The following is a 20,066-nucleotide window of genomic DNA, read 5'->3' on the forward strand; positions in this document are numbered from 1 at the left end:
GAAGGCTTTTTACTATGCATACACAAACAATATTTGAGTTAAGCCAGGAAGCTGAAAGACTGCTGCAACTCTCATTGCAGAATCTCGAGTCACTAAGCGCCATGCCTGCTGCGATGCTGGACAATGCAACGTCGGCCCTTACCGGCGAAACCAGCAACGTTTTACCTCTACATTTTAGTGCCCGTGGTTTAGAAGCGCAGCAGTCCATGCTGAATAATGAACTGCGCAAAATTACCCGTCTGGAGATGGTGCTGGCGATTGTGGGCACCATGAAAGCCGGTAAATCGACGACGATTAACGCCATTGTGGGAACGGAGGTGTTGCCCAATCGCAACCGTCCGATGACCGCGTTGCCGACGCTGATCCGTCATACGCCTGGTCAGAAGGAGCCGGTGCTGCATTTTTCTCACGTGGCGCCGATCGATACATTAATAAAACAAATGCAAAAGAAGCTGGCCAATTACGATCGCGGCAAGCTGGCCCAGCAACTTGAAATTGATAAAGATATGAATGCGTTGCTGGGGCGCATTGAAACCGGCGAAGCGTTTGAAAAACATTATTTAGGCGCGCAGCCGATATTTAATTGTTTAAAAAACCTGAATGATTTAGTGCGACTTTCTCAGGCGCTGGGAACAGATTTTCCTTTCTCTGCCTATGCAGCGATTGAGAATATCCCGGTTATTGAGGTGGAGTTTGTCCATCTGGCCGGGCTGGATGGCCATTTGGGGCAATTAACTCTGCTGGATACCCCCGGGCCGAATGAGGCCGGGCAACCACATCTGCAAAAAATGCTTACCGAGCAGCTCGCCCGCGCTTCGGCGGTGCTGGCGGTAATGGACTATACGCAACTGAAGTCGATTTCCGATGCCGAAGTGCGGCTGGCTATTTCTGCCGTCAGCAAATCGGTACCGCTCTACGCGCTGGTCAACAAATTCGATCAGAAAGACCGCAACAGCGATGATGAAGAGCAGGTGCGGGCGATGATCTCCGGCACCCTGATGAAAGGTCATATTTCTCCAGGGCAGATCTTCCCGGTCTCCTCGATGTGGGGGTACCTGGCGAATCGGGCGCGTCATGAGCTGAATCAGCACGGCAAGCTGCCGGATCACCAGGAGCAGCGCTGGGTGCAGGATTTTGCCGAAGCTGCGCTGGGCCGCCGCTGGCGGACTGCCGATCTGGACGATATTGAACACGTTCGCCATTCTGCCGATCTGCTGTGGGAAGATTCCCTCTTTGAGCAGCCGATCCGTAAGCTGATTTATGCTGCCTACGCCAATGCCTCGCTGTATGCGTTACGCTCGGCGTCGCATAAGTTGTTGAACTATGCCCAGAACGCCCGGGAATACCTGGATTTCCGCTATCAGGGGCTCACGGTCGCCTTCGACGAGCTGGAGCTGAATATCGCCCGCCTGGAAGAGGATATGGCGCTGTTGCAGTCCCGTCAGGTGTCGGTAAGCAATGAGGTACGGCATGAAGTCGGACAGGCGCTGGCGGCGACCGACCTGTTTATCAGCACCCAGCAAAACGATATCAAACTTGCGGTAGCGCACATTTTCAATCCGGATAATTTGCTCGATCTGGCCGGGTTTAAGCCGCACACGCTCCATGCCGAGGCGTTAGCTACGCCGGGGCACCTGGTGCTGGACGATGAAGGTCAGGCGCAGATCCTGCTGAGCAAAATCCGCTCCTCCTGTGAAATGATCCTGCTGGATGCACAGGCCAAAATCGGTCGCGAGCTGGCGCTGCGGTTTGACCAACTGGAAACCACGCTGGCCCGCTCCCTGAACGACGCCATGCGACCCATTGAAACGCGGATTAAAGAGGAGCTAAGCCATGCCGGATTCCGCGCGCGGATCAGCTTCCCGGCGTTTCAGGCAAACCAGCTTAACTTCAATACCCGGGGGCTGTTCAGCGATGCTATCGCTCAGGAGAGCCTACCGGCTGGCCAGGGGCAGGGAACCAGCAGTGCGCTGCGCGACACGGTCTCCCGTTGGTTGAACAATCCGGGCTGGGGCTGGGAAGATTATGTGATGACGCGGACGCGCTATGTTATTAACGTGTCAGAGCTTCATGAAAAATTTAAACAGCATATAGATCACTTTTGTGAACAAATTCGTAAAGCTTTGGCTGCGCAGGTCGATGTCTCTGTTACAGCGGGTATGGCGACATTCTTTGCGGAATTCTCGTTATGCCTTGCAGGATTACAGGAAAGCTTGCGTGATAGCCTCGCAGTGCGTCAGCAAAATGAGCATGCCACACGGGCGCTCAGCCAGCTGTTGCAGCAATGCATTACGACTGCGACGTGGATTCAGGAAGATACCCGACTGTTACGCGATGATATTCAAACGTTATTCGCGGCAGAGCAACCATGACAAAACAACTACTGGACGGTCCCGGACGGACGCTGGAATGTATCCATCCTAAATTTATGGTCGACCTGGTGCAGGGGGCTGACGCGCAGCGTCACACCTCTGTGGTGTCGCAACAGCAGCACTTTCGTGAACGTTTAACCCAGGAGATCATGGCGCAGTCTCAGCTTCGTCAGTGGGCCATGGGGGGAATGTTCAGCGAAAATGCTGTGCTGCGGCTCGGGCTGGCGGAGAAGCTGGCGGGCATGTTTGACCCCGGCCATCTGGCGCTGACCCGGATGACGCACATTCTCTCCACGCTGCGCCAGCAGGCCAGCCTGCGCAATCAGCCGCCGATTGGTGTGGTGCATCAATACGAAACCCTCTCCGCCCATTTTCAGCAACGTGCGCAGTTCAAAGAGAAGGCGTTAACCCAGCGCGGATTAACGGTGCAGGCAGGCGTTCACAGCGAGCAGATTTTTACCCGCTGGCGCGCCGGGCACTACGACGGCTGGTCGCTGGCCGGTCGCGGTTATGTGGTGCTGGAGGAGCTGCGCTGGGGGGCGTTCGGTGATGCCTGTCGACTGGCAAATGCAGACGTCAGCGCCATGTTGAAAGATAACCTGTGCAGTATGGTGGCTAACTATCTGGCGCAGGGGATCAACGCTGCACCTAATACCCGCCATTTTTATCACCAGTGGCTCACCACGCCCAGTACGCCGGGGATTATCGACCATAAAGATATGCTGGGCTGGCTGGGTGACTGGTGTGATGCGGACAGGCATCCGGTGTGCTGGTCGGTGACGCAAAGCTGGCAAAATGTGGCGCTGGGGATGCCGAGGTTGTGTTCGGCGGCGAGGCTGGCGAAAGCGATGGTGGAGGAGGTGTTTGGGGAGTAGGGGGAATATGTGGCTCAGGTGGTGGTTCCGTTCACCTCACGTTCCTTGCTTCTCTGATACATCCGAACCGGTGAACGTGCCAGGGTGGCTCAATCGCCACCACCCTGGCAACCCGGGCTTCCGGCAAGAAAATCGCCGCTTCGCGGATTGTTCGCCCCATCCCTGGGGCTCACCCCTCCGGGGCCAGCGCAAGCGCTGTCCAAAATTGCTCCCGGCAATTTTGTCCTCAGCTTATTCCTTCAGGCTTTCGGGTCGGGCACCAGCCTGCATCCCTGCAGGCTATGCCCTCTCGGCGCGTCCCTGCGCCTCGCCCCGGCCTTCCGGAAACGCTTCGGCGATTTTCAGCCGGACCTGGGAGCCGCTGTAAGCTATTAATTATTCTGTTACTACTTTGTAGCTTTAAATGAAAAACCCTCCCGGGAGGGAGGGTCAGGTATTAGTGGTGCAGTGATTCAACCGGGCGCTGTTCTTCGGTCGTGGTTGGAACGTTGCCAAAGCGTTTGGCGTACAGCGCGGTAATAATCGGCACCAGAATTGCGGTGACGATGACGCTTGCTGCAACCAGCGCGGTAGCGGAGGCGGCAACCGGTTCGAACGCCGGGTTAATCTGGGCGATAATCACTGGGTTTGCCACCGCAGCGCCTGCTGCGGAAGAGGCGGCGACACCCGCGGTACCATTCCCGCCGCCGATAACGCGGTCGGCAATAATCAGTGGGATACCGGTGATGATGATAACCGCCACACCCAGCACGATACCCAGCAGGCCGGTATCCAGAATCACGTTCAGGTTGATGGTGTTACCCAGCGCGAAGCCGAAGAACGGGATCAGAACCGGGGTTGCTTTACTGAAAAAGTCGCGCAGATCGTGGTCGAGGTTGCCGAGGGCAAAACCGATCAGGAACGGCAGCACGGCGCCGACAAAGTGATGAAGTTCAAAGGAGGCCAGGCCGGCGGAGCCGAGGATCAGCATGGTCATCAGCGGGCCAGATTCCAGAGACATCAGAACGAAGGCGCCGGACTCTTCTTTAGTGCCGTACTGGTTCATCAGGCTGGCATACAGGCCACCGTTGGTCATGTCCATTGCAGAGACAATCGCCAGCACCGAGAGGCCTGCGAAGAAGCCGGTCTGAATACCGTTTTCCGGAATAAACATGGCGCAAACCATCGCCACAATCCACGCTACGGCAATTTTGGTAATTACCAGCGTACCGGATTTACGTAATACCGTGCCCGTTGCACGTAAATTAATGGAAGCGCCAATACAGAAGAACCAGACCGCAAGGATCGGTACTGTGCCGGTAATCATGCCTTTGGTGAATCCACCAAAATAGGCTCCAGTATTAGGTGCTAAGGTATTTAAAATTGCACCCAATACCAGCGGAACCAGCATCATCCCTCCGGGGATGCGTTCAATCGCGGCTTTAATCTTCATCATCAACCCTCACATCTCATCGCGCATCGCCAGCGGACAAGTCATATTTAATAATCTAATGAATTCAACGAATTGTGACGCAGTGGCGTCAGCGGACTCGTCATTCATACAGCAGATATAACCAGTTTGGTTTTTTTAAGCCTTCACTCAAAGGCCACCAGACTCGTTGTGACGGGCTTATGATGCGATCGTTGGAATGATGATTCAATGAAAATAAAACAGTGTTTTAGTTATCTGCGTCACATATTTTGAGGAAACACGATATTTGCCTCTTGATTATTAAAACCGCTGTAAATGCATTGTAAAATAATGTCGTTCTTTTTTGATTTCACAGCAAATAATAACGGCTGAAAAGATATCTACCGAGCCAGACATAAGAAACAACTGATTGGCATGTATTTACAGTTTTGACTCTTCCGGTAAAAACCCTAATAAATGTGTGAAGTTGATCACAAATATAAACGCTGGTAGGGTAAGGGCATCATTAACAGCCCAGACAGGCGTCACAGGTTCGGTTGTACCGCTCCGAAAGGTCAGTGTAAGTAAACCTGCTACGCTTGAGAAAGGAGAATGCGCATGAGGCGCTTCCCGGGTTCCACAGAGCGCACTTTTTAAGTGCTGTGGTGAGCACTGGGCCCAGTCTACGAGGATAGCAATGCTGAAAAGGAAAAAAGTTAAACCGATCACCCTGCGCGACGTCACCATTATTGACGACGGCAAACTGCGCAAAGCGATCACCGCCGCCTCGCTCGGTAATGCGATGGAATGGTTCGATTTTGGTGTGTATGGCTTCGTGGCCTATGCGCTGGGTAAAGTCTTCTTCCCCGATGCCGATCCCAGCGTGCAGATGATTGCTGCCCTCGGGACCTTCTCTGTTCCCTTCCTTATCCGCCCGTTAGGGGGGTTGTTCTTCGGCATGCTGGGGGACAAGTATGGTCGTCAGAAAATCCTCGCCATCACGATTGTGATTATGTCGGTCAGTACCTTCTGTATTGGTCTGATCCCGTCGTACGCCAGTATTGGTATCTGGGCGCCGATCCTGCTGCTGCTCTGTAAGATGGCACAGGGCTTCTCGGTCGGGGGCGAATATACCGGTGCGTCGATCTTCGTTGCCGAGTACTCCCCGGACCGTAAGCGCGGCTTTATGGGCAGCTGGCTCGACTTTGGCTCCATTGCCGGGTTCGTGCTGGGCGCGGGCGTGGTGGTGCTGCTCTCCACCGTAGTGGGCGAAGAGAACTTCCTCTCCTGGGGCTGGCGTATTCCGTTCTTCCTGGCGCTACCGTTGGGCATTATCGGCCTCTACTTGCGTCACGCGTTAGAAGAGACCCCGGCGTTCCAGCAGCATGTTGATAAGCTGGAGCAGGGCGATCGCGAAGGCCTGCAGGATGGACCGAAAGTCTCGTTCAAAGAAATTGCCACCAAACACTGGCGCAGCCTGCTGACCTGTATCGGTATGGTGATCTCCACCAACGTGACCTATTACATGCTGCTGACCTATATGCCGAGCTATCTGTCGCATAACCTGCACTACTCGGAAGATCACGGCGTATTGATTATCATCGCCATTATGGTGGGGATGCTGTTTGTCCAGCCGATCATGGGTCTGCTGAGCGACCGCTTTGGCCGTCGTCCCTTCATTATTTTCGGCAGTGTCGCGCTGTTCTTGTTGGCTATCCCGGCCTTCATTATGATCAACAGCAATGTGATCGGGCTGATTTTTGCCGGCCTGCTGATGCTGGCGGTAATCCTTAACTGCTTTATCGGCGTGATGGCTTCAACCCTGCCGGCGATGTTCCCGACCCACATTCGTTACAGCGCGCTGGCGGCGGCGTTTAATATCTCGGTGCTGATCGCCGGTCTGACCCCTACGCTGGCGGCTTCGCTGGTGGAGAGTACCCAGAACCTGATGATGCCAGCGTATTACCTGATGGTGATTGCGGTCGTCGGTCTGGTAACCGGCATTTATATGAAAGAGACGGCGAACCTGCCGCTGAAAGGGGCGACGCCTGCTGCGTCTGACCTTCAGGAAGCGAAAGAGATCCTGCGTGAGCACCACGACAACATTGAGCAGAAGATAGAAGATATCGATGCTGAAATTGCCGCGCTGCAGGCGAAGCGTTCCCGACTGGTCGATCAACATCCCCGCATCAATGAGTAAATAACAAAACCCGGCTTCGGCCGGGTTTTGCGTCTTTCGTCACCATAACGTCACAGCATATAAGGTAGATCATATTTTCTATGGTTTTCCTGATTTTGCCTGCGTAATCGTTTTTTTTCATACCTAAAAGGAATACGACTAAAGTTTATTGGCGCTTTGATTGAATAGTGCTTACGCTGTATATAAGCAGATGCCTCTAAAAAATCGACGCTTTGAGCGCTATGAGAGATGTGTATGCCGGGTTTTACACCAACATAGTTATGAATGCAGACAGACCCTGAGATGCTGAATCTTTTCGGTAACGTATTCTTGCGCGAAACAGCATTTTATTATTTTTAATACGCTTACTGGTGCAATTAGCACAAAAAAATAATACCGATGCTTAATTATAAGTAGGTCAGGACATGCTGAGAAATTCGCAGAAGATCACCCATGGAGGTTACTCAGTATTCATTAAATTAATTGATTTCTTCTCAATTAATTTAATTCTGATACTCAGCGGTTGGTGGTTGAAAATGGAGTCTTTCGACACTGTGATTTTGATCAGCTTGTTGTACTCCATCACCTTTTTACTGTTTGGTGAGTACACTGAGTGTTATCTGTATCGGCCTAAAAACAATAAATTACGTAACCAGCGGCGTCTTTTTCTGACGGCGTTTTTAGCCATCCTGTTTATCGGCATGGTGCGCATTTTAGTCGCGAAATTATATTCTTTAGGTTACCTGAGCTTTATTGATGTCCGAAATATCCCGGCAATGCCGCTCTGGTATGCCTCGCCGATCCCTTTTCTTTATGTGATTCGGCTGATTATTTTTAAGCTGTCGGCTAAAAAGCGTATCAGAGTGGCGATTATCGGGATTACCGATAACGGCCTGGCGGCGGAAAAGGCCCTGCGCCTCGAATATGCGGACGTGCAGCTGGAGCTGGCCTTCTACGATGAACGTGGCCCGGAGCGGCTGGGTGAACTGGCGAAAAGAATTACCAGCCCGTATAACGGGCCGGTGATCAAGCTGGTGGAGGAGGCGAAGGCGGGCAGAGTGGATGAAATCTACATTGCCTTGCCGATGGTGGCGCTGCAACGTATACGCCATTTTTTAGCCATGATGTCCGACACTACTGTCAATACGTACATCGTGCCAGATTTTTACGCTTACAGTACCAATACGTCGCAGATACGCTCTATCCATAACTTACAAACGATCGGTATTTTCACTTCGCCGCTGGATGGCGGAGGTTCGTTTATTAAACGCGCAGAAGATCTGGTGCTGGGCAGCGCGATTATGGTAATGATTGTCTCGTTAATGATCGTCATTGCCATCGGCATCAAGCTCACCTCGCGCGGCCCGGTTTTCTTTAAACAGGATCGTTATGGTCTGAGCGGGCAGAAGATCAAAGTCTGGAAGTTCCGGACCATGAAAGTCATGGAAAATACCGACACGGTGATACAGGCGACACGAGATGACCCCCGGGTCACGCGCTTTGGAGCATTCTTACGTCGGACGTCTCTGGATGAACTACCGCAGTTCATCAATGTTATTCAAGGAAATATGTCGATTGTCGGCCCGCGGCCTCATGCTGTGGCGCACAACGAGCTTTACCGTAAGCAGGTCGAAAACTACATGATTCGCCATAAAGTAAAGCCTGGGATCACAGGTTTAGCGCAAATTAATGGCTATCGTGGCGAAATTGATGCGCTATATAAAATGGAAAAGCGAGTCCAGTACGACATTGAATATATTCAGAACTGGTCCTTTTGGTTAGATATAAAAATCATCATTAAAACCATTTTTAAGGGATTTGTCGGTAAGAATGCATACTAAAATTATTATTATCGCTGGGATGATAGCGTCTCCGGTCGCGTTAGCAGAATTAACGCCAAAATCACATATCGGCTGGGCGGGCATCGACTTTCAGAGCAACGTTGGGGTGGAGTATGGACACAACGATAACGTGACTTTCCAGCCTCACGACAGCGATGAAAAAGGCTCTGACTTCCAGGGGCTCAAGCCCGTCCTGAGCATGAACGGGGAGCGAGGCCAGGATAAGTACCTGCTGATGTACTCCGGAGATTATCGCCACTACTCGAGCGATTCTGCGGATGATTATGACGATCACTTTTTCCGCTTTAAAGGCGACTGGCGTTTTGGGCTGATGCATGGCCTGACCCTGAATCTGGAAGATTCTCTCGGCCATGAGGAGCGCGGGCGCGGCGTGACGGAAGGCTTCCTGCCTGAACAGTTCCGGCAATTTGGCGTGAGGTCACCGTTAACTACCAATTTGTTCAACAGTGAGCTGCGCTATAGTTACGGTGCGCCAGATGGCCGTGGAAGGGCAGACCTGGCGTTGATGCACCGCAAGTGGACCTTTGGCAATACCGGCCAGGTTGAGAGCAAGGATGAGGATTTCGCACAATATATCCGCGAACAGGAGTGGGACGAAAATACGCTGATTGCAGAAATTTTCGATCAATACACCTCTAAGACGCGTTTTCGCTATAGTTTTATTACTAACCAGTTTCATTATGGTCATGCGTCGGAAAAAGATAGTAATGAATACTATTTGCGTTACGGCATTCAGTCGCAGCTGACGGGCAAAACGAACGTTGATATGAACGTGTCGTGGCTCTATAAAACGTTTGAAAATAACCCTGGGTCGAAAGATTTTAACGGGATTAACTGGGATATTTTGGGGGAATGGAGACCACTCGAGCAGTCACTTTTTACGTTAAGAACATCCCAAAGTATTAAAGACCCTTCCGAAGCGGGAGGATATAATTTAGTCACGGAGTACGGCGTTTCATACAAACATTTTTGGATGAACAACCGGTTAACGACGTTGCTTGATTATGCATACATAACAGAAGACTACAAAGATCAGGACAAGGACCGTCACGATAAGAATGGCGTGTTTTCATTTATTGTAGGTTATGACCTCACACCATCGATTAACTTTGGTGTGGAATATCATCTAGATACGCTTAAGTCTAATAAAGATACCGATACCTTTACTATCGGCCCTAACGACGATCGCGTGGTGACTGAAACGTTGGGCTACGATCAATCTTTGATTATGCTTACAGCTAAGGTTCAGATTTAAAATGAAAATAATGAAACTGTGCGCGTTTTTACTTCTCAGTGTCCTTTTTGCTGGCTGCAAATCACCGCAGCCGACGTTAAAGGACAATAGTGTGGTCGATACAGCAAATTATTTACTGGGCTCCGGGGATATCGTCAACATTAACGTTGCCGGTCAACCTGACCTGACCATGAAAGTAGTACTTGATAATAGTGGGGCTATTAATTACCCCTATATTGGCAAGCTGGAATTAAAGGGCAAAACCGCCAGTCAGGTCGATGCGGAGATTACGCAACGCCTGCGTAATGGCTTTGTGCTTAATCCCATGGTGACCGTAAATATCGCCGAATTCCGTAAGTTCTATATCTCTGGTGAAGTTGAGAACCCGAATGGCTATTCCTATGAGCCGGGTATGACCGTGGAAAAAGCCATCGCCCTTGCGGGGGGTTATACCGACCGGGCAGACCGTACGGATCTCAGCATTCGTCAATCATCCTCCGGTGAGTTACTTGAAAATGTTGATGTTACCCACTCCGTTCTCCCGGGCGATCTCGTAATTATTGGCATAGGGTTCTTCTGACCATGAAACTATCAATAGTGGAAAATGGCAAAAAGCGAGAAAGCGCTATCGATATCGCCAGATTTGCCAGAGAAATTAAAAAGAACTCCTGGAAAATCGTTCTCTCCGGCGTGATTGCCGGGGCGATTGCCTGGCCATTAATGAGTTTGATGTCATCGAAGTATGTTTCCACTGCCACGGTACTGATTAAAGCTCAGCCGGACAATGTTTCACCTTTCCAGAAAGTGGAAGGCTATGACTCCACCCGTAACGGGTACTACGAAACGCAAAACGCGCTGATGCAATCGCGCGTGGTGCTTGAGCAAGCCATTCGCACGCTGAAACTCGATCAAAACCCGGCGTTTAACGGCGAGGGGGCTGGCAGCAGCGCAACCCCGGCGAACGAACAGCAGCGGGTTGATCATGCCCTGAAAACGCTACAGAAGGATCTGACGATCAGCAACGTGCGTACGACCCATTTGTCTACCGTCTCCTATGAATCCACCTCGCCACAGCTGGCGGCGGATATCGCCAATGGCGTGGCGGAGTCGTTTATTAATTACACCCTTGCGCTCAAGCAGCAAAAAACGGCGAAGGCGAGGGAAGATAACCAGCAGAAGCTGCAGGAACTCCAGCAGCAAATGGTGCAGCAAAAGACCGCGCTGGATAGCTATCTGGCAAAAGAGGGGCTGCTGACCTTCCGTGGCGTTGATGGCTTTGAAACGGAGCAGATGGGCATTATCACCAACCGCCTGGCGAATGCGACCGAGCGTCGGGTAGCGGCGGAATCTGTTTATAACGAAATCCGCTCCGGTGGCTCGCGGGGGCAAGTCATTTCGCTGCCATCCATCTCAAATCACGCCCAGATTCAGGATTTACGCATTGCCCTGATCCAGGCCAACAGCGAGCTTTCCCAACTGGAGAAATCCTACGGTCCCCAGCATGACAAAGTGATCCAGGCCCGGGCGCGTATCAGTGCCATTCAGGCGCAAACGGCGATGACGCTCAGAGAGCAGGAGGCTGGAATACGCCAGACCTACGAGGCGGCGCTGGCGGACGAAAAAAATTACCAGAAGCAGCTGGAAGAGCAGAAAGCGAACTTCCAGAAGCTCTCCCTGAAGCGTGACGGCTACAACGATCTCAAGCTGGCGCTGGATAAAACCGAAGAGATGTACAAGATGGCCTATCAGCGCACGCAGGAGCTGGCACTACCCGGCTCTTATTCCGATGCGGATGCGGAGATCTACGATCCTGCCGTGCCCGCAGCGCAGCCGGCTAAACCGAACAAGCCGCTGCTGATGCTGATGATTGTGCTGCTGGTGATGCTCTTCTACGTGATGTACATCATGGTGAAAACGGCCACGGACAAGTCGGTGAACACCCTCAGCCAGATGCAAAAACGACTGAATCTGATGCCGCTGGGTGAGATCCGCCGCTTTAAAGGCGTGGGCGGACGCAGCAAAATCCGCGATCTGATTATGAGCGATCCGCTGAACGCGGACGTTATTCACAGCATGCGCACGCAGATCATGCTCAGCAGCCATCCGCTGCAGGTGATTACCGTGACGTCGGCGGAAGGCGGCGAGGGGCGGACGCTGCTGGCGAATCTGCTGGCGAGCTCCTTCAGCTTCGACCAGAAAACGCTGCTAATCGATATGGACTTCTTTAACAGCGACGGGCTGTCGGGCGAGCTGGGTTCACCGAAGGCGCCTGGCGTGGCAGAAGTGCTGCGCGGCGACAACGCGACCGACAACGTGCTGGTGAAGATAAACGATAATCTCGATTTTCTGCCGCGCGGCAATACGCCGGTCTCTGCGCTGCTGCTGCTGTCGCCTGAACGGTTAAAACCGCTGATTGATTCGCTGCGTAGCCGCTACCAGCGCATCATTGTCGATGTCGCCGCCGTGAATCAGAGCCAGGAAGTGCAGCTGGTTAACCAGGTAACGGACGGCCTGATCTTTGTCCTCAAAGCGGGTCTGAACACCGCCGACACCACTGGACCGGCGATTGAGAAAGCGGCCCACCACCACAATGTGATTATCGGCGGCGTGCTGAACCAGGTCGTGGATAAAAATCTGGAGAGTAAAGAGGGACTGCGTTCACTTAACTACCATACGCATGAACTGATGAATAACACAGGCCGGGCATGAGTCTTCTCAAGAGCGCCTCCACGATCGCAGGGTCATCAGTTATTTCACAGCTGATTGGAGCCCTGTCGATCTGGCTCATTTCGCATAAGTACGATCTTGGCGAAGTGGGGCTCTACGCGCTCAACTACAGTATTGCCCTGATTGGGGCTCAGGTCTGCACCTTTGCCTCGCAGCTGTTGATCCCCAGACAACAGGATGACGAGCTGGCCCAGAATGTGGTGTTTTGTCTTCTGCAGAGCCTGACCATCGCCATTCCTTATGCGGTGCTGACGGGCTGGCTGTTTCACCAGAATATGCTTTTTCTTTACCTGCTCACGCTCTCGAATACCTGGGTGCTGATAGCCGAGAACCTGTCGCTGCGTACGGCAAACTTTCGCTTTCTGGTGGTACAACGCATCTCCGTCTCGGTGGTGGTGGTGGTCTCCGTGCTGCTCACCCACCAGGTGATGGCCTTTTACTGGATGTGGGCGATCCTGATGATGGCGCTGACCAGCGCCTGCATCTTGCGGGCGTTTGATATTCGCACCGTCACCCTGCATCACCTGTGGCCCTCCAGTAACCTGGCGTTCCTGAAAAAAAATATCCACCACATTACCAAAGTGGGCAGTGCCGAAGTGCTGGCGATGGCTAATAACAACCTGCCGATTATGCTCATCAACTTCTGGTTCTCGGCCTTAACGGCGGGCTACTTCTCGGTGGTGAGCCGCTTCTGCCTGGCCCCGGTGGTGATTGTCGGCAATGCGGTGCGGAACACCATTTTCTCGAAATGGTCGATAGATTTCAGAAACAACGTTTTCAACTACGAAGAGTATACGAAGGTCCGCCTGCTGCTGTTGGTGCTGGGTGTGATCTGCACGCTGGGGGTCTTCATCTTCTATCCGATTGTGATGAATCTGGGCTTCAGCGAGGAGTGGATCGCCTCCGTGCCGACCTCGCGCTATATGCTGCCGTACCTCTTCCCGGCGCTGGCGGTCTGTCCGCTGACGGTGATTGAGCTGATTTTCGGCTCCCATCGCTATTTCCTGCGGATCCAGCTGGAGCAACTGGCGATCGTGGTCATCGCGTTTGTCATCGTGCCGTATGTCTACAATGACTATGCGACCTCCATCATCTTATTTTCGATTCTGACGTTCATTCGCTACGCCTTCATCTACCTGAAGGTGAATAAGCGCGCCGACATTCTGAAAAACGGGTCAGTGGCATCATGAATCTTAATACCGGACATTACTTACAAACCTTCACCCTGCTGACCCTCATCTTCATCGGGCTGGTGCAGTACTTCACCGGTGAGTTGGCGGTGCTGTGGCTCCCCTTCTTTATGACGATGCTGATGGCCGGTTTCCTCGTGCTGCAGACCCGTTATGAACCCGTGCGGCTGGATGCTCAGGAAGCGATTGTTCTGACGCTCTATCTCTCCTTTGTCGTGCTGGCGGGAATTTCGACCCTGTTTCAGGGCGGGGCGTTGATCACCCTGATCGGATTCAAGAATGAGATTGCGCTCTCGCTGGTGATGCTCTGCCTGCTGCTGGGGTTCTGCCGGGAATCGCAGATTTATCAGGTGACGCGCGGCCTGTACTGGATTTTTTATATTCAGTTCCCGGTTGCGCTCTACCAGCTCCTCTTTGTAGTGCCGCAGCGCGTGGCGTTACACGGCGAAGAGGAAAAATGGGACTCGGTGGTGGGGACGTTCGGTGGCGACCCGATGGGCGGCGGCAACACCGCGGCGATGGGGTTGTTCTGTCTGCTGATCATGCTGCTGAAGGTCTCGGAGTATAAGCATGGGCTGACCAGCTTTAAAAACATGGCGTTGCATATCGCGCTGGGGTTTGTGATGTGCATTATTGGTGAAGTGAAATTCGTGATCCTGCTGTCGCCGTTGCTGCTGGGCTGGGTGTGGCTTATGCCCTCCTGGGTCAAAGAGGCGAGTAAGGTGAATTTAGCCGTGCTGCTCTCCATTCTGGCGGCGATGGTGCTGTTAATCGGGCTGGCCATTGTCATTCTCGCCTACAGCTATACCGCCGCTTATGGCATCGACATGTCGGAGAACCCATTCACGGTTTTCTTTGGTTCACTCAGCTATATTTTCGATCCGAATTTCATCTTGCCAGGCGGGGAGATTGGGCGTTTTACCACCCTGACGTTCTGGCTCCAGCATAACGACCTGTCGGGGCTGCCGGGCACGCTGTTCGGCTATGGGCTGAATGCCACCAACAGCGGCAGCTTCCTCTCGCCAGGTTTCCTGAATCAGGTCTATAACCTGATCCTCGACAGTACCGCCATGAGTATGCTGCTCTGGGAAGTGGGCGTGGTGGGCACACTTATATTTATTGGGCTATTTATTTATATACTGAAAGTGGTTCAGCCTGAACCTCTGCTGTCCGTTGACCAAATTGATAAACAGGATCTCCAGCTTCTGAGCTTTGCACCGGCATTTAATGTTTTTGCCATCGCCTGTCTGCTTAGTCTGCCCTACAGTCAGATACTGATGATCGTGCCAATGCTGCAATTCTTATTCTATTTATCTTTAGGTTCCAGCTTGATTATCCGCCGGACCGTACGCCGTTATACGGGGCTCTATTGATGTACAAACCGTTTATTACCGTAAGTATTAAAACGTTTAACGAAGCTGAATGTATTGAGAAGACCATCGACAGTATTCGCAGCCAGATTGTGGAGTATCCGCATAAAATTATCGTTGCCGACAGTCTTTCTACGGATAACACCCAGCAGCTGGCCAGCAATAAAGGGGTGATGGTGGTGTCGTTAACCGAACCGGCAGACCGCTGTTGCGGTGTCGGGCATCAGCTGGGCTACCTTCACAGCGAAGGGGAGTTCATTCTGCTGATGGATGGCGATATGGAGCTGGAGGCGGGCTTTATCGATCGGGCGGTGGCGTTTCTGCAGGAAAACCCTGAGTATGCTGGCGTGGCCGGCACGGTGGAGATGGACGACGCCTCAAACTATGAATTTACCTCCCGCAAACAGCGCATCAATAAGATCTATCCGCTGGGCGACTGCGACCATTTAGGCGGTGGTGGCCTGTATCGCCTGTCGGCAATTGCTGACATCGGTTATCTGACCAACCGCAGCCTGCACGCCTATGAAGAGGCGGAGCTGGGCATTCGCCTGCTGACCGCGGGCTATAAACTGCATCGCCTGAACGTGCCCTATTTCCGCCATACCTCCTACACCATGCCGACCTTTAAAATGCTGCGCTATCGCTGGAAGAGCGGGTTTCATCAGGCGCCGGGAGAACTGCTGCGCAGCGCATGGGGCAAGCCCTGGTTTCGCGATGCGCTGATACTGGTGAAAAACGAAGTGATTTTCGCAAGTTACATCTTTATCGTTCTGATTGTGTTCTTCACTTTCGACGTCAGCCTGATCGACATTGCGTTGCTGCCGCTTCTGGCCTTCATCCTGCTGAAAACCATTCGCAACCGCTCATTAAAAAACGGCCTCAACAGCGTGATCAATCTGGCGGTGCTCTCTGCCGGGCTGGTCAAAGGCCTTTTCCACCCCCTTCGCGATCCCAGGGTGCCACCGGGCAATAAAGTTATTCATGAGCAGGTAGAGTAATGAAAGTCTTACTGGTGAATAAGTTCTTCTTTATTAAAGGAGGAGCTGAAACGGTCTATTTTCAGGAACGTAACATGCTGAAAGAGGCCGGGATGGAGGTGATTGATTTCTCAATGCAGCACGAGAAAAATTTTCCCTCTGACTATGCGGACTACTTCGTCACTAATGTGGATTACCACAAAGAGGGCGGCCTGCTGGCGGGAGCAAAAACCGCCATCAGCTTTATTCACAACCGGGAGGCGTGCAAAAAAATGCTGGCGCTGCTGGAGCAGACGCGCCCGGAGATCGTCCATTTCCACAATATTTATCATCAGCTGACGCCTGCGCTGATTAAAGTCGCCCGGGATTTCGGCTGTAAGACGGTGCTAACCGCTCACGACTATAAAATTATGTGTCCCTCCTACTCCATGCTGCGTGACGGCAAGGTGTGTGATGCCTGCGTGACCGGCAGCGTGTTTAATGCGTTTCGCTATCGCTGCCAGGAGGGCTCGGCGGCGAAGAGTCTGCTGCTGTCGTTAGAAGCGACCTGGCAGTACATCGCGCAAAATTATCAGGCGCTGGACGTGATTGTCTCCCCGAGCGAGTTTCTGCGTAACGAGCTGAGGCGCTCGCTGCCGGACTCCCGTATCGATGTCATCGTGAACGGTATTGACGATAGTCAGCAGCCGGAAGAGGGCCCGGACGAAGGTTATCTGCTCTACGTTGGCCGCCTGAGCCGTGAAAAAGGGGTGCCGACGCTGACCCAAGCGCATCAGCTGATGCGGAATAAAATGCCGTTAAAGGTGGTTGGCCACGGGCCGCTGTATGACGACATGGTAAAAACCTTTCCCCATGCGGAGTTCCTCGGCTATGTGCAACAGGGACCGGAGCTGGATGCGCTGATTAAACATGCCCGGGCGGTGGTGCTGCCCTCTGAATGTTATGAGAACTGCTCCATGGCGGTGCTGGAGGCGATGTCGTTCGCCCGCCCGGTGGTGGGGGCCCGCATTGGCGGCATCCCGGAGCAGATACGACACGGTATTGAAGGATTGCTGTTTGAACCTGGCAACGCTCAGGATCTGGCCGATGCGCTGGACGTGATAGCGGAAAATCCGCAGCAGGCCCGGGAGATGGGGCAGAAAGGCCGCGAACGACTTTGCCAGAAATACTCACTGCGTAAGCACATGGAGACGTTGCAGGCGCTCTACCGCGAGCTGCTCGACGGGCGATAACATGGCAAAAAAAATCACGGTGTTGGGTACCCGCGGCATCCCGGATGTCTTAGGCGGCGTTGAAACCCATTGTCAGAATCTCTACCCGGCTATCCGCCAGCAGTATGAGGTGGAGATTTGCGTCATCGCCCGGTCACCTTATGTACCCTACCGGCGCTCACGCTACAAAAACGTGGAGACCCTGGCACTGTGGGCGCCCAAAAAACGCAGTTTCGAGGCCATTGTGCACTCTATTATTGCTGCGTTGAGGACATTCGTCGATCGATCCGATATTGTGCATGTTCACGCCATCGGACCGGGCCTCGTGGTGCCGCTGTTACGCCTGCTGGGTAAACGCGTGGTCTTTACCCATCACGGGCCGGATTACGATCGCCAGAAGTGGGGCAAGACGGCGAAAAAAATCCTCATGCTCGGCGAGAAAGTGGCGGTGAAGTATGCCAACGAAGTGATTGTGATCTCCGAGGTGATCAACCAGCTGATCCAGCAGAAATACCACCGTTATGATGCGCATCTGGTTTATAACGGGGTTAACGTGCCGGGCCCGCTGGATAAAGAGACAATCGATAAGATCCTCGGACGGTATGATTTGCAGCCAGGGCGCTACATTGTGATGGTCGGGCGTTTTGTTGAAGAGAAGGGGATGCATGATGCCATCGCCGCATATCAACAGTCGGGGCTGACGCTGCCGCTGGTGCTGGTGGGGGATGCGGATCATCCCTCGGAGTACAGTTTGCGTTTGAAACAGCTCGCGTTTGACACGCCTGGCGTGGTGATGACGGGATTTTTAAAGGGCGAGGCGTTGCAGGTGGTCTTCTCTCAGGCGTCGCTCTTTGTGATGCCGTCGTACCATGAGGGTTTACCCATTGCGCTGCTTGAGGCGATGTCCTATTCCCTGCCAGTGGTGGTGAGCGATATTCTGCCGAACCTCGAGGTCGGTTTGCCGGATGAGACCAGTTTTAAGCTGGGAAACGTTGCTGATTTAGCAGCAAAAATGGCAAGTCAGGCGCATTTGCCCCGCGTTGATTACGGCGATTTTCTGAAGCGTTACAACTGGGATGAAATCGCCAGGAAAACCGTCTCCATTTACCACAGATTAGACAAATCAATAGGTTAAAATTGACCAGTAAGCCCAGAAACCCGATCGTTATCGATCGTTTTTACGAAGTGCTTGATAAGAACGTTACCGCTCAGCTGACGCCTGAGCAAAAAGAGGAGATCGAGAGCGCGATCGTCTCAATCACTCTGGCGTCGCGGCACCGGATCGATATCCGTAAAAGTTTCCCTTTCTTCGGCAAACGCCTCTATATGGTGTTTTTACTGGGGCGGGATCTCCGCACGCGTACGCGCCCGGAGTCAAGACTGTCGCGTATCGTGGTCACTTTTCTCATTCTGTTCGCCACGCTTTTCCTGCTGTGTTGCGTGCTGCTGACGCTCTATATGATCAAATCGGCATTGGGGATAGATCTGTTCCAGCACTTTCACGTCGGGATCTGGGACTGGTGGCTTAACCTGAAGTATCAGTAATTAACAGGTGCCTCATGGCACCTGTTACCCTGCTGGTAATCAGGCGTTATACCCGCCGGGATTGTTCTTCTGCCAGTTCCATGCGTCGCGCATCATCTCATCTAGATTGCGCGTCGCATGCCATCCGAGGAGCTGGAGCGCCAGCGATGAATCCGACCAGCACTCTGCCACATCGCCGGATCGCCTGCCGACGATGCGGTAATTAATTCTGGTCTGCGCCGCTTTTTCGAATGCTTTGATCAGGTCAATTACCGAATAACCGACGCCGGTACCAAGGTTGATGACCTTGAAGGCGTCCCCTTCGTCTTTATGATCCAACGCCGCCAGGTGGCCGTGGGCCAGGTCCATCACATGAATATAATCACGGATGCCCGTTCCATCAGGCGTGGGATAATCATCGCCAAAGACGGTCAGACACGGCAGCTTGCCGATAGCGACCTGAGAAATATAGGGTACAAGATTATTGGGGATCCCGTTTGGATCTTCTCCCAGGCGTCCGGAAGGATGCGCCCCCACCGGATTAAAATAGCGCAGGCAAGTGATCCTGAATTGCGGTTGCGCCGCCGCGAAATCTCGCAAAATCTGCTCCACCATCAGCTTGGAAGTGCCGTATGGGTTAGTTGTACCGCCGGTAGGGGACTTTTCGCTTAAGGGAACGGTATCGGGATTGCCATAAACCGTGGCCGAGGAGCTGAAAATAAGGCTGGACACACCTGCCTGCTGCATTTCCTGTAGAAGCACCATCGTCCCGGCCACATTATTTTCATAATAGGCGAGAGGGTGTGCAATAGATTCAGAAACCGATTTAAGACCAGCGAAGTGAATGACGTCGGTGATGCTGTGTTGAGTGAAAAGGGTTTTTAAAGCGTCGCGATCCAGAATGTCAGCAATACAGACCATTGGCCGTTTGCCCGTTAATTCTGCGACCCGGATTAATGACTCCTGCGAGGCATTTGAAAGGTTATCAATGACAACGACCTCTTCTCCCCGCTCGAGTAATGCCAGTACCGTATGTGAACCAATATAGCCTGCACCGCCCGTAACCAGAATCGCCATATTAACGCCCTCAAAAAGCCAGCAGTGGCCCGCGCACTGACGTGGCGGAGCAGGGGAGCTCTTTTACAGTGTTTTATC

Annotated in this window: 15 protein-coding genes; 13 read left to right on the forward strand and 2 right to left on the reverse strand. The window is 52.8% G+C overall.

Annotated elements, in window-relative coordinates:
* Nucleotides 1-14 precede the first annotated feature (14 nt).
* Together crfC and GNG26_RS01520 are read left to right on the forward strand one after the other, a co-directional pair.
* Nucleotides 15-2,372: a clamp-binding protein CrfC gene (gene crfC, locus GNG26_RS01515; protein WP_103825446.1), complete on the forward strand. Its 2,358-nt coding sequence runs from the start codon at nt 15-17 to the stop codon at nt 2,370-2,372.
* On the forward strand, nt 2,369-3,247 hold the full coding sequence (locus tag GNG26_RS01520) for a diguanylate cyclase regulator RdcB family protein (protein ID WP_103825447.1): 879 nt from the start codon (nt 2,369-2,371) through the stop codon (nt 3,245-3,247). The genes crfC and GNG26_RS01520 overlap by 4 nt, the downstream gene beginning before the upstream one ends.
* A 436-nt stretch (nt 3,248-3,683) precedes the next feature.
* Here GNG26_RS01520 and kdgT read toward each other — a convergent pair whose 3' ends face one another.
* The gene (kdgT, locus tag GNG26_RS01525) at nt 3,684-4,679 is read right to left on the reverse strand and encodes a 2-keto-3-deoxygluconate transporter (protein WP_103825449.1); all 996 of its coding nucleotides are present in this window, start codon (nt 4,677-4,679) and stop codon (nt 3,684-3,686) included.
* Nucleotides 4,680-5,334: 655 nt separating this feature from the next.
* On the opposite strand from kdgT, the gene proP reads away from it, so the two are divergent.
* The 11 genes from proP to GNG26_RS01580 all read left to right on the forward strand — a co-directional run bounded on the left by proP (nt 5,335) and on the right by GNG26_RS01580 (nt 18,932).
* Nucleotides 5,335-6,837, forward strand: coding sequence for a glycine betaine/L-proline transporter ProP (gene proP / locus GNG26_RS01530; protein WP_103825450.1), 1,503 nt, complete (start codon nt 5,335-5,337; stop codon nt 6,835-6,837).
* 404 nt (nt 6,838-7,241) lie between these two features.
* A complete protein-coding gene (locus GNG26_RS01535) occupies nt 7,242-8,657 on the forward strand; it encodes an undecaprenyl-phosphate glucose phosphotransferase (protein ID WP_103825451.1) in 1,416 nt (471 codons plus the stop codon).
* A complete protein-coding gene (locus tag GNG26_RS01540; protein WP_103825452.1) occupies nt 8,647-9,933 on the forward strand; it encodes an outer membrane beta-barrel protein in 1,287 nt (428 codons plus the stop codon). Before GNG26_RS01535 ends, GNG26_RS01540 begins: the two co-directional genes overlap by 11 nt.
* 1 nt (nt 9,934) lies before the next feature.
* The gene (locus GNG26_RS01545; RefSeq protein WP_103825453.1) at nt 9,935-10,492 is read left to right on the forward strand and encodes a polysaccharide biosynthesis/export family protein; all 558 of its coding nucleotides are present in this window, start codon (nt 9,935-9,937) and stop codon (nt 10,490-10,492) included.
* A 2-nt stretch (nt 10,493-10,494) separates the two neighbouring features.
* Entirely contained in the window at nt 10,495-12,621 is a 2,127-nt protein-coding gene (locus tag GNG26_RS01550; RefSeq protein ID WP_156237545.1) for a polysaccharide biosynthesis tyrosine autokinase, read from the forward strand.
* Nucleotides 12,618-13,829 carry a lipopolysaccharide biosynthesis protein gene (locus GNG26_RS01555; RefSeq protein WP_114388139.1) on the forward strand — a complete coding sequence of 404 codons (1,212 nt, stop codon included), beginning with the start codon at nt 12,618-12,620 and terminating at the stop codon, nt 13,827-13,829. Before GNG26_RS01550 ends, GNG26_RS01555 begins: the two co-directional genes overlap by 4 nt.
* Nucleotides 13,826-15,202, forward strand: a complete 1,377-nt coding sequence (locus GNG26_RS01560) for a capsular biosynthesis protein (protein WP_156237546.1) — start codon at nt 13,826-13,828, stop codon at nt 15,200-15,202. Before GNG26_RS01555 ends, GNG26_RS01560 begins: the two co-directional genes overlap by 4 nt.
* Nucleotides 15,199-16,197, forward strand: coding sequence for a glycosyltransferase family 2 protein (locus tag GNG26_RS01565; protein WP_156237547.1), 999 nt, complete (start codon nt 15,199-15,201; stop codon nt 16,195-16,197). Before GNG26_RS01560 ends, GNG26_RS01565 begins: the two co-directional genes overlap by 4 nt.
* Nucleotides 16,197-17,408 (forward strand): glycosyltransferase family 4 protein, encoded by a 1,212-nt coding sequence (locus GNG26_RS01570; protein ID WP_156237548.1) that lies wholly within the window; start codon nt 16,197-16,199, stop codon nt 17,406-17,408. The genes GNG26_RS01565 and GNG26_RS01570 overlap by 1 nt, the downstream gene beginning before the upstream one ends.
* A gap of 1 nt (nt 17,409) precedes the next feature.
* Entirely contained in the window at nt 17,410-18,522 is a 1,113-nt protein-coding gene (locus GNG26_RS01575; protein WP_156237550.1) for a glycosyltransferase family 4 protein, read from the forward strand.
* A 2-nt stretch (nt 18,523-18,524) separates the two neighbouring features.
* Nucleotides 18,525-18,932, forward strand: coding sequence for a hypothetical protein (locus GNG26_RS01580; protein ID WP_156237552.1), 408 nt, complete (start codon nt 18,525-18,527; stop codon nt 18,930-18,932).
* A gap of 39 nt (nt 18,933-18,971) precedes the next feature.
* On the opposite strand, the gene galE is transcribed toward GNG26_RS01580, so the two are convergent.
* Nucleotides 18,972-19,988 (reverse strand): UDP-glucose 4-epimerase GalE, encoded by a 1,017-nt coding sequence (gene galE / locus GNG26_RS01585; protein WP_156237554.1) that lies wholly within the window; start codon nt 19,986-19,988, stop codon nt 18,972-18,974.
* Nucleotides 19,989-20,066 lie beyond the last annotated feature (78 nt).

Source organism: Leclercia sp. J807 (assembly GCF_009734465.1).
GTDB lineage: Bacteria > Pseudomonadota > Gammaproteobacteria > Enterobacterales > Enterobacteriaceae > Enterobacter.

What these genes read in the sequence shown, in the direction of transcription:
- GNG26_RS01535 (WP_103825451.1), top strand. Translation starts at nt 7,242, where the DNA reads ATGCTGAGAAATTCGCAGAAGATCACCCATGGAGGTTACTCAGTATTC.
- GNG26_RS01540 (WP_103825452.1), top strand. Translation starts at nt 8,647, where the DNA reads ATGCATACTAAAATTATTATTATCGCTGGGATGATAGCGTCTCCGGTC.
- GNG26_RS01520 (WP_103825447.1), top strand. Translation starts at nt 2,369, where the DNA reads ATGACAAAACAACTACTGGACGGTCCCGGACGGACGCTGGAATGTATC.
- GNG26_RS01545 (WP_103825453.1), top strand. Translation starts at nt 9,935, where the DNA reads ATGAAAATAATGAAACTGTGCGCGTTTTTACTTCTCAGTGTCCTTTTT.
- kdgT (WP_103825449.1), bottom strand. Translation starts at nt 4,679, where the DNA reads ATGAAGATTAAAGCCGCGATTGAACGCATCCCCGGAGGGATGATGCTG.
- GNG26_RS01555 (WP_114388139.1), top strand. Translation starts at nt 12,618, where the DNA reads ATGAGTCTTCTCAAGAGCGCCTCCACGATCGCAGGGTCATCAGTTATT.
- crfC (WP_103825446.1), top strand. Translation starts at nt 15, where the DNA reads ATGCATACACAAACAATATTTGAGTTAAGCCAGGAAGCTGAAAGACTG.
- GNG26_RS01570 (WP_156237548.1), top strand. Translation starts at nt 16,197, where the DNA reads ATGAAAGTCTTACTGGTGAATAAGTTCTTCTTTATTAAAGGAGGAGCT.
- GNG26_RS01560 (WP_156237546.1), top strand. Translation starts at nt 13,826, where the DNA reads ATGAATCTTAATACCGGACATTACTTACAAACCTTCACCCTGCTGACC.
- galE (WP_156237554.1), bottom strand. Translation starts at nt 19,988, where the DNA reads ATGGCGATTCTGGTTACGGGCGGTGCAGGCTATATTGGTTCACATACG.
- proP (WP_103825450.1), top strand. Translation starts at nt 5,335, where the DNA reads ATGCTGAAAAGGAAAAAAGTTAAACCGATCACCCTGCGCGACGTCACC.
- GNG26_RS01550 (WP_156237545.1), top strand. Translation starts at nt 10,495, where the DNA reads ATGAAACTATCAATAGTGGAAAATGGCAAAAAGCGAGAAAGCGCTATC.
- GNG26_RS01575 (WP_156237550.1), top strand. Translation starts at nt 17,410, where the DNA reads ATGGCAAAAAAAATCACGGTGTTGGGTACCCGCGGCATCCCGGATGTC.